11 protein-coding genes are annotated in these 12,451 nt (G+C 67.9%); 10 read left to right on the forward strand and 1 reads right to left on the reverse strand.

From position 1 onward, the window contains the following. Positions 1-241 precede the first annotated feature (241 nt). The 7 genes from Q4I23_RS24255 (at position 242) to Q4I23_RS24285 (ending at position 9,010) form a co-directional block, all read left to right on the forward strand. Positions 242-589, forward strand: a complete 348-nt coding sequence (locus Q4I23_RS24255) for a RidA family protein (RefSeq protein WP_014240903.1) — start codon at positions 242-244, stop codon at positions 587-589. A gap of 229 nt (positions 590-818) precedes the next feature. Next, positions 819-2,963, forward strand: coding sequence for an elongation factor G (fusA, locus tag Q4I23_RS24260; RefSeq protein WP_237903246.1), 2,145 nt, complete (start codon positions 819-821; stop codon positions 2,961-2,963). Positions 2,964-3,246: 283 nt separating this feature from the next. Then, complete coding sequence (locus tag Q4I23_RS24265) at positions 3,247-3,708, forward strand: tetratricopeptide repeat protein (protein ID WP_454018692.1); 462 nt, start codon at positions 3,247-3,249, stop codon at positions 3,706-3,708. 121 nt (positions 3,709-3,829) lie between these two features. Next, complete coding sequence (locus Q4I23_RS24270) at positions 3,830-5,401, forward strand: DegQ family serine endoprotease (RefSeq protein ID WP_498527911.1); 1,572 nt, start codon at positions 3,830-3,832, stop codon at positions 5,399-5,401. A 193-nt stretch (positions 5,402-5,594) separates the two neighbouring features. Further along, positions 5,595-6,272, forward strand: coding sequence for a winged helix-turn-helix domain-containing protein (locus Q4I23_RS24275; RefSeq protein WP_035674886.1), 678 nt, complete (start codon positions 5,595-5,597; stop codon positions 6,270-6,272). Positions 6,273-6,303: 31 nt separating this feature from the next. Then, positions 6,304-7,701, forward strand: a complete 1,398-nt coding sequence (locus tag Q4I23_RS24280) for a sensor histidine kinase (protein ID WP_498527912.1) — start codon at positions 6,304-6,306, stop codon at positions 7,699-7,701. 226 nt (positions 7,702-7,927) lie between these two features. Further along, complete coding sequence (locus tag Q4I23_RS24285) at positions 7,928-9,010, forward strand: AI-2E family transporter (RefSeq protein ID WP_498527913.1); 1,083 nt, start codon at positions 7,928-7,930, stop codon at positions 9,008-9,010. Positions 9,011-9,030: 20 nt separating this feature from the next. Here Q4I23_RS24285 and Q4I23_RS24290 read toward each other — a convergent pair whose 3' ends face one another. Next, positions 9,031-10,572 (reverse strand): MDR family MFS transporter, encoded by a 1,542-nt coding sequence (locus tag Q4I23_RS24290; RefSeq protein WP_498527914.1) that lies wholly within the window; start codon positions 10,570-10,572, stop codon positions 9,031-9,033. A gap of 129 nt (positions 10,573-10,701) precedes the next feature. On the opposite strand from Q4I23_RS24290, the gene Q4I23_RS24295 reads away from it, so the two are divergent. The 3 genes from Q4I23_RS24295 (at position 10,702) to Q4I23_RS24305 (ending at position 12,382) form a co-directional block, all read left to right on the forward strand. After that, positions 10,702-11,292, forward strand: a complete 591-nt coding sequence (locus Q4I23_RS24295) for an ABC transporter ATP-binding protein (protein WP_498527915.1) — start codon at positions 10,702-10,704, stop codon at positions 11,290-11,292. 4 nt (positions 11,293-11,296) lie between these two features. After that, entirely contained in the window at positions 11,297-12,100 is an 804-nt protein-coding gene (locus Q4I23_RS24300) for an ABC transporter permease (protein ID WP_498527916.1), read from the forward strand. A gap of 69 nt (positions 12,101-12,169) precedes the next feature. Then, positions 12,170-12,382 carry a hypothetical protein gene (locus Q4I23_RS24305; protein ID WP_014240891.1) on the forward strand — a complete coding sequence of 71 codons (213 nt, stop codon included), beginning with the start codon at positions 12,170-12,172 and terminating at the stop codon, positions 12,380-12,382. The last annotated feature ends 69 nt before the right edge of the window (positions 12,383-12,451 follow it).

Raw genomic sequence — 12,451 nt, forward strand, 5'->3', positions numbered from 1 at the left:
GCGTATAATCGTCGGCAGCGTCAGATGTGTATAAGAGACAGGGTCAGCGGACCCAATCCCCGCAACATTGCCGTGCCGAGCGCCGCTTTCGTGGCCGCGGTGGAGGGAAATACGCCTTCTTTGCGGTGATGCACGGGCGCGGGGCAGCTTTGAGCGGTGGCGCCTCATTTTTTGCTAGGCCCTTGGACGTGAATCGCATAGACGTACGCGCGTTCAAGACCCCGTAACCGGAGCCGTACCGATGTCGATCCAGCGCTTCCATTCCGGACCGCGCATGAGCCAGATGGTCATCCACAAGGACACGGTCTATCTGGCCGGCCAGGTGGCCAACGATCCGACTCCGGACGTGGAGACGCAGACCCGCCAGATCCTGGGCCAGATCGACGCCCTGCTGGCCGAGGGCGGCTCCGACAAGAGCAAGCTGCTGTCCGCCACCATCTATCTGACGGACATGTCCACCTTCGGCGCGATGAACAAAGCGTGGGAAGCCTGGGTCGATACGGCCAACCCGCCCGCCCGCGCCACCGTGGAAGCGAAGCTTGCCGCGCCGGAGTATCTCGTTGAAATTCAGGTGACGGCGGCCAAATAAGCTGCCTAACGGGGCGACCCGGCTCCCTCGGTTGGGGTTTGCCGGCGTGGCCCACCAGACTGTGAGGGCCGCGTGCTTCGAAAAAATCCGGAAGGCTTGACCTTCCGGATTTACAGAACGTTAATCACGCCTTAACAGATCATCCGTAAAACCCCGACCAACCTCTGCCGCCGGAGCGGACGACCGTCGTTGCGCTTCGATAGCTGCGTTACAGTAATGGATTCGCAACATGCCGCGCCAAACGCCTCTTTCTGACATCCGGAACATCGGCATCATCGCCCACGTCGATGCCGGCAAGACGACGACCACCGAGCGCATCCTGTACTACACCGGTCGTAAGCACACGATCATCGACGTGCACGAGACGAAGGACCTGAAGTCCTCGACGACGACCGACTACATGGAGCAGGAGCAGAAGCGCGGCATCACGATTCAGTCGGCTGCCGTCTCGGCCTTCTGGCGCAACAAGAAGATCAACGTCATCGACACCCCGGGCCACGTGGACTTCACCATCGAGGTGAACCGCTCGCTCCGCGTGCTCGACGGCGCGGTCGTCGTGTTCGACGGCGTGGCCGGCGTTGAGCCGCAGTCCGAGACCAACTGGCGCCTCGCGGACAACTACAACGTTCCGCGCATCTGCTACGTCAACAAGATGGATCGTTCGGGTGCGAACTTCCAGCGTTGCGTCGGCATGATCAAGAGCCGCCTGAACGCCCGCCCGGTCTGCATCCAGGTTCCGCTGGGTTCGGAAGACAACTTCCGCGGCATGGTCGACCTGATCGAGATGAAGGCGTACGTCTGGTTCTCGGACGACAAGGACGCCAAGTGGGAAATCTGGGAGATCACCGACGATCTGGCCAGCAAGCTCAACCTGACCGTCAAGGAAGACCTGGACAACATCGCCAGCATCCCGTCCCTGCGCGCCGAGCTGGTCGACACCGCGCTCGAGATGGACGACGCGGCGATGGAAGCCTACCTGGAGTCGGGTGAGGAGCCGTCGGCCGAGGTGCTGCGTGCGTGCCTGCGCAAGGGCACAATCACCAGCACCTTCACCCCGGTCCTCTGCGGCTCGTCCTACAAGAACAAGGGCGTCTGCCAGGTTCTGGACGCGGTCGTCGACCTGCTGCCGGCCCCGACCGACGTCGAGGCCATTAAGACGGTGGACGAGGACGGCAACCCGAACGGCGAGCGTCTCAGCTCCGACGACGCGCCCTTCGCGGCGCTGGCCTTCAAGGTGTTGAACGACACCTACGGCTCGCTGACCTTCGTGCGCGTCTATTCGGGCGTGCTGACCAAGGGCATGTCGGTCCTGAACACCACCCGCGGCAAGCGCGAGAAGATCGGCCGCATGGTCGAGATGTTCGCCGCCCAGGCCAACCCGATCGAGGAAGCCCGCGCCGGCGACATCATCGCGCTCGTCTCCCTGCAGGAGACGGACACCGGTGACACGCTCTGCGACGCCGCCCACCCGGTGATCCTGGAGCGCATGCGCTTCCCCGACCCCGTCATCAGCGTCTCGGTCGAGCCGAAGACCAAGGGCGAGCAGGAGAAGTTCTCCATCGCGCTCGGCAAGATGGTCCGCGCGGACCCGTCGCTGCGTCTGGAGACCGACCGTGAAACCGGCCAGACCATCCTGCGCGGCATGGGCGAGCTGCACCTGGAAGTGACGCTGGACCGTCTGCGCACGGAGTTCGGCGTGGAAGGCAACATGGGCAAGCCCCAGGTCGCCTACCGCGAGACGATCACCAAGCCGGTCGAGTACACCTACACCCACAAGAAGCAGACCGGTGGTTCGGGCCAGTTCGCCGAAGTCAAGATCGTCTTCGAGCCGCTGGAGCGTGGCGAGGGCTTCGTGTTCAAGGACGAGACGGTCGGTGGCACGGTGCCGCGCGAATACGTCCCGTCGGTCGCGAAGGGCCTGGAAATGCAGAAGGAAGAGGGCGTGCTCGCCTCCTATCCGACTGTGGACTTCCGCGCCCGCCTGGTGGACGGCAAGTACCACGACGTCGACTCGAACGCCCTGACGTTCGAAATCGCCGCCAAGGCCTGCTTCCGTGAAGCCCTCAAGCAGGCCGGTCCGATCCTGCTCGAGCCGGTCATGAAGGTCGAGGTCGTCACCCCGGACGATTACCTGGGCGACGTCATCGGCGACGTGAACCGCCGCCGTGGCACGGTGCTGGGCCAGCTCGAGCGTGGCACCAACATCGCCGTGGAGGCCCACGTGCCGCTGAACGAGATGTTCGGCTACATCGGCCAGCTCCGCGGCATGACCTCGGGCCGCGCGTCCTACTCGATGGAGTTCAGCCACTACGAGCCGGTGCCGCGCAACGTCACCGACGAGATCGTGGCGGGCCGCAGCAACAAGGCCGCCTGATAACGGGCTGCTGCTTTCAGGAGAAGGGGCCGGCGAAGCGATTCGCCGGCCCTTTTTCTTTGTTCAGCGGGAACTTTGCCGGGACCACCCCGGCGGGATGAGGGATTCTTCTTGCGGCGATACCACTTTCGGATCAGTGTTGCTGGTAAGTGACGCATCCCAGTTTTTGGGAATGACCCAGCGAATCTTCTTGCCCGTGGCCTTCCTGGCCCTCCTGATTCTCGGCGCTACCGGCCCCGGTTCACGGGCCTCGGCAGGGCAGGAGGATGCGCGACTCGGTGGCTTGTTCCAGGATCTGCAGACCGCCGGCGATGCGGTCGCAGCGGAGGCGGTCGAGGACCGCATCTGGGACGTCTGGCTGGAGCATCCGAGCGATGACCTCATCGTGCTGATGCACCACGGCGTGCAGAGTCTGAACGCCGACCGCTACGGCGACGCTCTGGCCGCCTTCGATCAGGTGGTCGCCGCCGACCCGACCTACGCCGAGGGTTGGAACAAGCGGGCCAACGCCGAATACATGCTGGGCGATTACGATGCCGCGGTGCGCGACATCCGCCGGGTGCTGGCGCTGGAGCCGCGGCACTTCGGGGCGCTGGCCGGGCTGGGCCTCGTCTACCTCGCCATTGACCAGCCGGCGGGCGCGTTGCGCGCCTTCGACGCGGCGCTGGCCATCAATCCGCACCTCGACCGCGTCCGCCAGCAGGCCGCCAACATCCGCCTGCGCATCGCCGGATCGGCGCTGTAATCGTGACGTGACTTAATATTCCCTCCCTGAAAAACTTTTAATCCCCCTGCAAGCCCCCCGTGACTCGGCGCCCGCTACTTTGAGGGCAACGAACAACGCATGCCAGTCACGGAGAGCAATGATGTCCACCCCCGCCAACGCCGGACGCGCCCCGCGGTCGAGCCGGGTGCGGCGTACCATCGCCGCCGTCCTCCTCGGCACCACGGTGCTGACCGGTCCGTTCCTGATCGCCAACCAGTCCACCGCCGCGGCCGCCGAAAGCGTCCTGACGCAGAACATGCTGTCCCAAAACGCACCGGGCAGCTTCGCCGATCTGGCGGCCAAGGTGTCGCCCGCCGTGGTGAACGTCTCCACCACCCAGCAGGCCAAGGCCGAGCGCGGCAACCCGCGCATGCCCGGCTTCCCGCCGGGGTCGCCCTTCGAGGAGTTCTTCCGCCAGTTCCAGGACCAGTTCGGCCAGAATGGCGGCCCCGGCGGCGACGACCAGTCCGAGGGTCCCTCCGAGGGGCAGCCGCGCGGCAAGGTCGGCTCGCTCGGCTCCGGCTTCATCATCGACGCGGCCGGCTATGTGGTGACCAACAACCACGTCATCGACGGCGCCGACGAGATCAAGGTCACGCTTCAGGACGGAACGGAGCTGCCCGCCACGCTGGTCGGGCGCGACGCCAAGACCGACATCGCCTTGCTGAAGGTGAAGTCCGACAAGGCGCTGCCGGCGCTGGACTGGGGCGACAGCGACGCCGCCCGCGTCGGCGACTGGGTGATGGCCGTCGGCAACCCCTTCGGGCTGGGCGGTACGGTGACCAAGGGCATCATTTCGGCCCGCGGTCGTGACATCCACAGCGGTCCGTATGACGACTACCTGCAACTCGACGCCGCCATCAACCGGGGCAACTCGGGCGGCCCGACCTTCACACTGGACGGGCGGGTGATCGGCATCAACACCGCCATCTATTCGCCCAACGGCGGCTCGGTCGGCATCGGCTTCGCCATCCCGTCGAACATCGCCAAGCAGGTCGTCGCCCAGCTCAAGGAGAACGGCCATGTCGAGCGCGGCTGGCTGGGCGTGAAGATCCAGGAGATCTCGCCGGAGATCGCCGAGTCGGTCGGCCTGTCCCAGACCAAGGGCGCCCTGGTCGCCGAGGTGACTCCGGACAGCCCCGCCGCCAAGGCTGGCGTGCGCCAGGGCGACGTGATCCTGGCCTATGGCGGCAAGCCGGTGAACACGCTGCGCGACCTGACCCGCCGGGTGGCCGACACCAAGGCCGGTGACACGGTGGACATGACCGTGGTCCGCAAGGGCAGGGAAACGACCCTGACCGCCCACATCGCGCCGCTACCCGCCGAACAGCGCATGGCCGCCGCGGAAGGGAGCGGCCCCGCCGCCGAGAGCGCGGTGGAGACCGTCAACGGGCTGAAGCTGGCCCCGCTCGATGGCGCCGCCCGCAGCCGCCTCGGCCTGGGCGAGGGCGTCAAGGGCGTGATCGTCACCGCGGTGTCGCCGCAGGCCGGTGATCTGCCCGTCCGTCCGGGCGACGTGATCGTCAAGGTCGGCGACCACAGCGTGACCTCCCCCGCGGAGGTGACGAAGAGCCTGCACGAGGCCGAGAAGGATGGCCGCAAGGCGGTCCTGCTGCTGGTCAACCGCGGCGGCAACGAGAGTTTCGTCCCGCTGAAGCTCGGCAAGGCGTGATGCCGGAAAACACCGGCGATCCTCATCCCCTCCAACGATGGGGGGCCGGTGTGACGGGGTGGAGGGTGTCTGTCGTGCGAGCCCCCGCCGCGCGGACACTCTCCCCCTTCGTTTCGTTCGGCCCTTTCCCCTCTCCGCAGGGGCGAGGGCATTCACCTTTGGCCTCGCGGAAGGATGCGGTAGACTCATGCTCATGAAAGTCCTCGTCATCGAAGACGACCAGCAGGCCGCCTCCTATCTGGCCAAGGGGCTGAAAGAGGCCGGTCATGTCGTGGACGCCGCCAACGACGGCAAGGAGGGGCTGTTCCTGGCCGGCTCCGAGCATTATGACGTCATGATCGTGGACCGCATGCTGCCGGGCCGCGACGGGCTGTCGCTGGTCGAGATCCTGCGCGCCACCGGCAACGACACGCCGGTGTTGTTCCTCTCCGCGCTTGGCAGCGTCGATGACCGGGTGAAGGGGCTGAAGGCCGGCGGCGACGATTACCTGACCAAGCCCTTCGCCTTCTCCGAGTTGCTCGCCCGGATCGAGGTGCTGGTGCGCCGCCGCAGCGCCGCCCAGCCACAGACCCGTCTGGCGGTCGCCGATCTGGAACTGGACCTGCTGTCGCGCACCGTCCGGCGGGCCGGCAAGTCCATCGACCTGCTGCCGCGGGAATTCGCTCTGCTGGAGTATCTGATGCGCAACGCCGGCAGCGTGGTGACCCGCACCATGATGCTGGAGAATGTGTGGGACTATCACTTCGACCCGCAGACCAACGTCATCGACGTGCACATCGCCCGCCTGCGCCAGAAGATCGACAAGGATTTCCCGACGCCGCTGATCCACACGGTGCGCGGCGCCGGCTACAGCCTGCGAGCGCCGCAATGATGGTGGCGGCCATGGTGGCCAGCGGGGGAGCGTGAAGGCGGCGATTCCCACCCTGCGGCTTCTGCGCACGACGCCGTTCCGGCTGGCCCTGCTGTATCTGGGCCTGTTCATCATTTCGGTCGGGGTGATCCTGGCCGTCGTCTACCGCTCCACCGCGGGCTTCCTGGAGGAGGAGATCGGCGCCACCATCGCGCTGGAGGTTGCCGGGCTTCAGGACCAGTACCGCAGCGCCGGCCTGCGCGGGCTGGTCGACTCCGTGCGCGAGCGCAGCGGTTATTCGCACACCAATTCCATCTATCTGCTGACCACGCCGGGCGGCGTCATCCTGGCCGGCAACCTGTCGGGCTGGCCCGACGCGACGCCGGAGCCGGGCGGCTGGACCCATTTCAAGATTTCCGACTATGGCGGGGTGAACAACCGGCCCTCCACCGCGATGGCGGTCAGCTTCGTCCTGCCCGGCCAGTTCCGCCTGCTGGTGGGCCGCGACATGAGCGAGCTGGACCAGCTCCGCGGGCGTATGGTCGTGTCGCTGCGCTGGGTCTTCCTGGTGACGGTGGTGCTGGGGCTCGGCGGTGGCCTGTTGCTGGCGCGCGGCGCCATGCACCGGATCGAGGCGATCAACCGCACCACCCACCGCATCATGGCCGGCGACCTGTCGGGCCGGGTGCCGCGCGGCGGCGGCGGCGACGAGATCGACCGGCTGGCCGGCAACCTGAACGCCATGCTGGACCAGATCGAGCGGCTGATGACCGGCATGCGGCAGGTGACCGAAAGCGTGGCGCACGACCTGCGCACGCCGCTGTCGCGCCTGCGCTCCCGCGTCGAGCTGGCCTTGATCCGCGAGACCGACGACCCGGAGGTCTACCGCGGCGTGCTGCAGGACACCATCCTGGAGGCCGACCGGCTGCTCGCCACCTTCACCGCGCTGCTGTCCATCGCCGAGGCCGAATCCGGTGCCAACCGCAAGGCGCTGGAACCGGTGCGTCTGGCGGACGTGGTCCGGCTGGCCGCCGACCTCTACGAACCGGTGGCGGAGGAGAAGAGCCTGACCCTGGGCACCGACATCCGGGCCGAGCCGACCGTGCGCGGGAACGAGCAGCTGCTGGCCCAGGCGGTATCGAACCTGCTGGACAACGCCATCAAATACACGCCGGAAGGCGGGCGCATCACTTTGCTGCTGGAGGGCGCCGGGCCGGGGCAGGCCGCTCGTGTCACCGTGGCGGACAACGGCCCCGGCATTCCGTCGGAGATGCGGGAAAAGGTGCTGGAGCGCTTCGTCCGGCTCGATACCGCGCGGGCCTCGCCGGGGAACGGGCTGGGGCTCAGCCTCGTGGAGGCGGTGGCGCGGCTGCACGACGCGGCGCTGCGGCTGGAGGACAACGAACCGGGCTTGAAGGTCGGCATCGTCTTCCCGCCGGACGCCGGTTGAGAATCTCCACAAGAAAAGAGCCCGCCGTCTCCGGCGGGCTTTTGAGGTGACATCAGCGAGAATGACTCCTTGGCGTCAGACATGATATGGGGCGCCAACCGTCCGCGCGCATTCGGATAAGCGTATTAGCACGAAGGTGCTAGAGGGCTGGCGGTGCAACAGTTTCCTGCGGGCGGCGTTTGTCCATCGGACCGGCATGCCGGTGGCAACACGGCGGGAAGAAACGATGGACGCGACCAGACAGGTTCCCCTTCATGCCTCTGCGCAAGCTGGGGAGCCGGCAACCGCCGGGCGGAACACCGCGACCGAACTGAAGCTGTTCACCTGGAAGATGCTGATCGCCGCCGGCGTGGTGGGAACGCTGTTCCTGGCTTGGCAGGTGGCCGACGCGCTGTTGCTGGTCTTCGCCGGCGTGCTTCTGGCTATCCTGTTCCAGCGCATCGCCGGGCTGGTGCGGCGCTTCGCGGGGCTGCCGCAGGGGTGGTCGCTCGGCGTCGTGCTGCTGCTTCTGGCGGTGCTTCTGATCGGCGGCGGCGTCCTGATGGGCCAGTCGGTGGTCAGCCAGTTCGACCAGTTCTCCCAGCAGATCAGCGGAGCCGTGCAGCAGCTTCCCAGCTCGCTGCGTGACCAGATCATGAAGCAGGGGCAGGACGCCTCCTCGTGGCTGAACCGGCTGCAGACGGTCGCGTCCAGCGTGATGTTCTTCCTGGGCGATCTGGTGGTGGTGATGTTCACGGCCATCTATCTCGCCGCCTCGCCCGGCGTCTACCAGCGCGGCGTCATCCTGCTGGTGCCGCCGCGCGGCCACGAGCGGGCGCGGGAGGTGCTGGACGTGATGGGGGACTCGCTGTGGAAGTGGCTGATCGGGCAGCTTTCGGCCATGGCCATCGTCGGCGTTCTGACCACCGCGGGCCTGCTGCTGCTGGGCATCCCGAGCGCTCCGGCGCTGGGCCTGCTGGCAGCCCTCCTGGAGTTCGTTCCGCTGATCGGCCCCTTCCTGGCGGCGGTCCCGGCGATCCTCATCGCCTTCGCCCAATCGCCGCAGGAGGCGCTGTGGGTGGCACTGCTCTACCTGGCGATCCAGCAGGTCGAGGGCAATGTCGTCATGCCGTTGATGCAGAAGAAGGTGGTGGACCTGCCCCCCGTCATCACCATTGCGGCCATCGCGGCGGGGGGCGTGCTGTTTGGGCTGATGGGCATGTTCCTGGCGACGCCCTTCGCGGTGGTGATGCTGGTGCTGGTCAACATGCTCTACATCGAGGACAAGCTGGGCGAGGGGCGGCACTTCCCCAGCGAGGACAAGGCGTAGGGCGGCACCCGACCCAGCCCTCAGGCGACCTCCGCCCCGGCCTTGGTGGCGTCGGCGGCGGAGCGCAGGGGAAGCTCCTTCAGGAACAGGGTCAGCACGAAGGACACCACCGCCAGCCCGGCGGCCAGCAGGAACAGCGTGGAGAAGCCATGCTCGAACACCGACTGGGCGGCGGCACGGGCGGCGGGGGCCAGATTGGCCAGGGCGGACGGGCCGCGCTCCATCACCTCGCGCCCGCTGATGCCGGGCAGGCCGGCGGCGTTCAGCCGGGCCTCGACGTCGGCGGCGAAGACCGCGCCGAACACCGCCACCCCGACCGACCCGCCGAGCGAGCGGAAGAAGCCGACCGAGGCCGTGGCCGCACCCAGGTCGCGCCGGTCCACCGCGTTCTGCACGGCGACCGTCATCACCGGCATGACCAGCCCCAGCCCGATGCCCAGCGGCACCAGGATCAGCGTGGACCACAGCCCGCTTTCCGACACCGTCGGCGACAGGCCGAGCGCCAGATACATCACCGCCGCCAGCGCCAGCCCGGCCAGCGGGAAGACCTTGTAGCGGCCGGACTTGGAGATCAGCCGCCCGCCGCCCCCGGCGCCCAGCACCATGCCCAGCACCATCGGCAGCAGCAGGAAGCCCGACGTGGTGGCGCTGGTTCCGGCGACGAGCTGTGAGCGCAGCGGCAGATAGACGATGCCGGCGAACAGCACCATGGCCGACACCGCGACCACCGGGTTGGCGACGGCCACCACCGGCTCGCGGAACAGGTGCAGCGGCAGGATCGGCTCCTCCACCCGCCGCTCGTGCCACAGGAAGACCCCGAGCATCATGAGGCCCAGGACGCACAGGCCGAGGATCGTCGGGGAGGTCCAGGGCAGGGCGACCCCGGCGCGCGACACCACGAACAGCAGCGAGGTCACCGTGCCCATCAGCAGAGCGGCCCCGAGATAGTCGATGGTCGGCTTCGCCCGTCCCGCCGGCAGGCGGTCGAGCGCCCGGCTGGTCATCAGCAGCGCCGCCGCCCCCAGCGGCAGGTTGATGAGGAAGATCCAGTGCCAGCTCAGCCGTTCCGTGAAAATGCCGCCCAGCAGCGGTCCGGCCACGCTGGACAGGGCGAAGATGCCGCCGATGTAGCCCTGGTAGCGCCCGCGCTCCCGCGGGGCCACCACGTCGCCGATGATGGTGAAGGCCAGCGCCATCAGGCCGCCGCCGCCCAGCCCCTGGATGCCGCGGAACAGGATGAGCTGCCCCATGCTCTGCGCCAGCGCGCACAGCACCGACCCGAACAGGAACAGGAAGATCGCCACCTGGAGCACCCGCTTGCGCCCGTAGAGGTCGCTCAGCTTGCCGTAGATCGGCGTGGTCGAGGTCGAGGCCAGCAGATAGGCGGTGACCACCCAGGGGAGGTTTTCCAGGCTTCCCAGGTCGTGGGCCATGGTCGGCAGGGCCGTCGCGACGATGGTCTGGTCCATCGCCGCCATCAGCATGGCGAGCGCCACCCCGCTGAACACCCGCATAATCTCGCGGTGGGTGAAGACGGCGTGGTCGTTGGAGGCGTCGGTCATGGTCTCGGTTCAGGCCGGAATGAGCGGTGGGGCGTACCATAACCCCCGAGACGTTCCGCGCAAGGACTCCGCCATGAATGGCTGCTAATCTCCCCTTCCACCTTCCGGAATAGTCGCCGTAACCCCTGCATGCTGACCGTGCGCAACCTGTCCACGACCGTGCTGAAGCCCGCCAGTTTCCAGGTGGAGGCCGGCGAATGCGTCGCCGTTCAGGGGAAATCCGGATCGGGGAAGTCCGTGCTGTTGCGTGCCCTGGCCGACCTCGACCCGTCGACCGGGGAGGTGCGGCTGAACGGTGATCTTCGGGAGGACATGCCCGCTCCGCTCTGGCGCCGCCGGGTGACCTACGTCGCCGCCGAGTCGGGCTGGTGGGAGGATCGGGTGGGTGACCATTTCGGGCGGCCGGACCGCGCCGTGGCGCTCGCCGGGGCACTGGGTCTGCCGGCAGAGGTCATGGACTGGCCGGTTGCCCGCCTGTCCACGGGGGAGCGGCAGCGGCTGGCGCTGGTCCGCGCGCTGGTCCAGGGGCCGGAGATGCTTCTGCTCGACGAGCCGACCGGACCGCTGGACGCCGAGGCGACGGAGCGGGTGGAAGCTTTGCTGCGCGGCGAACTGGCCCGCGGGGCCGGGGTGCTGATCGTCACCCATGCGCCGGAGCAGGCCGTTCGCCTTGCCCGGCGGCATTTGCACGTCGCGGACGGTGTGGTGACGGAGGGGTAGGGCAATGCTGGTGACCCTGCACTACGCCGACCTCGCCGCAGCGGCGCTGCTGCTGCTGGTCAACGGCGGCCTGTCCTTGGCGCTGGATCTGGGGCTGGCGCGGCCGCTGCTGGTGGCGGCGCTGCGGATGGTGGTCCAACTGTCCTTGGTCGGGCTGGTGCTGACCCGGCTGTTCGCCCTGGAGTCGCCCTGGTTGACCTTGGGGGCGGCGCTGGTCATGCTGCTGTTCGCCGGCCAGGAGACGATGGCCCGGCAGGAGCGGCGGCTGGCCGGCTGGTGGTCCTACGGCATCGGCACCGGGGCGATGGGGACGGCGGCGGGGATCGTCCTGCTGCTCGGCCTGTCCACCGCGGTGCGGCCCGACCCCTGGTGGGACGCGCGCTACGCCATTCCGATGCTGGGGATGGTGCTGGGCAACGCGATGAGCGGGGTGGGGCTGGCCCTCCACACCCTGACCGCGACGGCGGCGCGGGAGCGGTCGGCCATCGAGGCGCAGCTCGCGCTCGGCCGTACCCGCTGGACGGCGCTGCGGCCCATCCTGCGCCACGCGCTGCGCACCGCGCTGATGCCGACGATCAACAGCATGGCGGCTATGGGGGTGGTGGCCCTGCCCGGCATGATGACCGGCCAGATCCTCTCTGGCGTCGACCCGGGGGAGGCGGTGAAGTACCAGATCCTCATCATGTTCCTGATCTCCGGCGCGACCGGTCTGGGCGTCCTGGCGGCGTCGCTGGCGACGGTGCGGCGGCTCAGCGACCGGCGGCACCGGCTGCGGCTCGACCGGCTGGTGCGGCGGAAGCAAGCGTAAGGAACCCGGACGGGACCGCCACCGTTGAACACCGATTGGTGTTCACCAACGACGGTGGGGGAGCGGGTCATGGCGCACATCGTGGAAATCCGGAACGGCGCGATCATCGGCAACGACGAGGCCACCGACGAGTATCTGCCCGTCGGAACCCACATCGCCCAGGCCGATGGTTTCTATGTGAGCTTCGGCATGGATGTGGAGGGCCCCTACGCCCGCAACGAGGCCGAGGAGCGGCTGAACCACCTGAAGCGCGCCACCCAGGCGGATCTGGAGCGTCCGTAAGGCTGCTGTCTTTGCCCCCTCCCTAACCCCTGTCTCTTATACACATCTCCGAGCCCACGAGACTATAAC

Source organism: Azospirillum sp. UFLA03-27, from assembly GCF_059803775.1.

Coding starts and splice junctions, on each gene's coding strand:
- Q4I23_RS24255 (WP_014240903.1), top strand. CDS start 242: ATGTCGATCCAGCGCTTCCATTCCGGACCGCGCATGAGCCAGATGGTC.
- Q4I23_RS24300 (WP_498527916.1), top strand. CDS start 11,297: ATGCTGGTGACCCTGCACTACGCCGACCTCGCCGCAGCGGCGCTGCTG.
- fusA (WP_237903246.1), top strand. CDS start 819: ATGCCGCGCCAAACGCCTCTTTCTGACATCCGGAACATCGGCATCATC.
- Q4I23_RS24285 (WP_498527913.1), top strand. CDS start 7,928: ATGGACGCGACCAGACAGGTTCCCCTTCATGCCTCTGCGCAAGCTGGG.
- Q4I23_RS24295 (WP_498527915.1), top strand. CDS start 10,702: ATGCTGACCGTGCGCAACCTGTCCACGACCGTGCTGAAGCCCGCCAGT.
- Q4I23_RS24275 (WP_035674886.1), top strand. CDS start 5,595: ATGAAAGTCCTCGTCATCGAAGACGACCAGCAGGCCGCCTCCTATCTG.
- Q4I23_RS24305 (WP_014240891.1), top strand. CDS start 12,170: ATGGCGCACATCGTGGAAATCCGGAACGGCGCGATCATCGGCAACGAC.
- Q4I23_RS24270 (WP_498527911.1), top strand. CDS start 3,830: ATGTCCACCCCCGCCAACGCCGGACGCGCCCCGCGGTCGAGCCGGGTG.
- Q4I23_RS24290 (WP_498527914.1), bottom strand. CDS start 10,572: ATGACCGACGCCTCCAACGACCACGCCGTCTTCACCCACCGCGAGATT.